The sequence below is a fragment of the Faecalibacterium sp. AM43-5AT genome, assembly GCF_003603345.1.
In the GTDB taxonomy this organism is placed as follows: domain Bacteria; phylum Bacillota; class Clostridia; order Oscillospirales; family Ruminococcaceae; genus Faecalibacterium; species Faecalibacterium taiwanense.
In genome coordinates, this window is sequence record NZ_QVGZ01000040.1 from 1 (window position 1) to 301 (window position 301).

A 301-nucleotide genomic window follows, 5' to 3' on the forward strand; every position below is an offset into this window, starting at 1 on the left:
CCGAGGGTGTTCACCTTGAAGAACACCGCTTGACTGCCTCCTGCGGTGATGGCGGACAGCCGAATCGGACTGTCCGCATTCTGGAACATGGTCAGTGTCAGACTCAGGCGGTTGCCGCCCATCATGCTGTACCGCTCAAATACACGGACACTGCACCGGGCATCGCCCTCTTTGAAATCACTGCCTGCCTCTAAATCTGCCGACCAACTGCTGTCCGGGATTTCTTGTTCCAGCTTCCGAAGCAGCTTGTCAAAGTTTTTGTTTCGGATGGTCTTTTCAAAGATTGCCATAATGGTTCCTC

1 protein-coding gene is annotated in these 301 nt (G+C 53.5%); it reads right to left on the reverse strand.

Translation table 11 applies throughout. The annotated features are described in order from the left end of the window. Positions 1–290: DUF6054 family protein (locus DW937_RS14620; RefSeq protein ID WP_120121509.1), on the reverse strand; the 290-nt coding region annotated here is incomplete at its 3' end. Between the last annotated feature and the right edge of the window lie 11 nt (positions 291–301).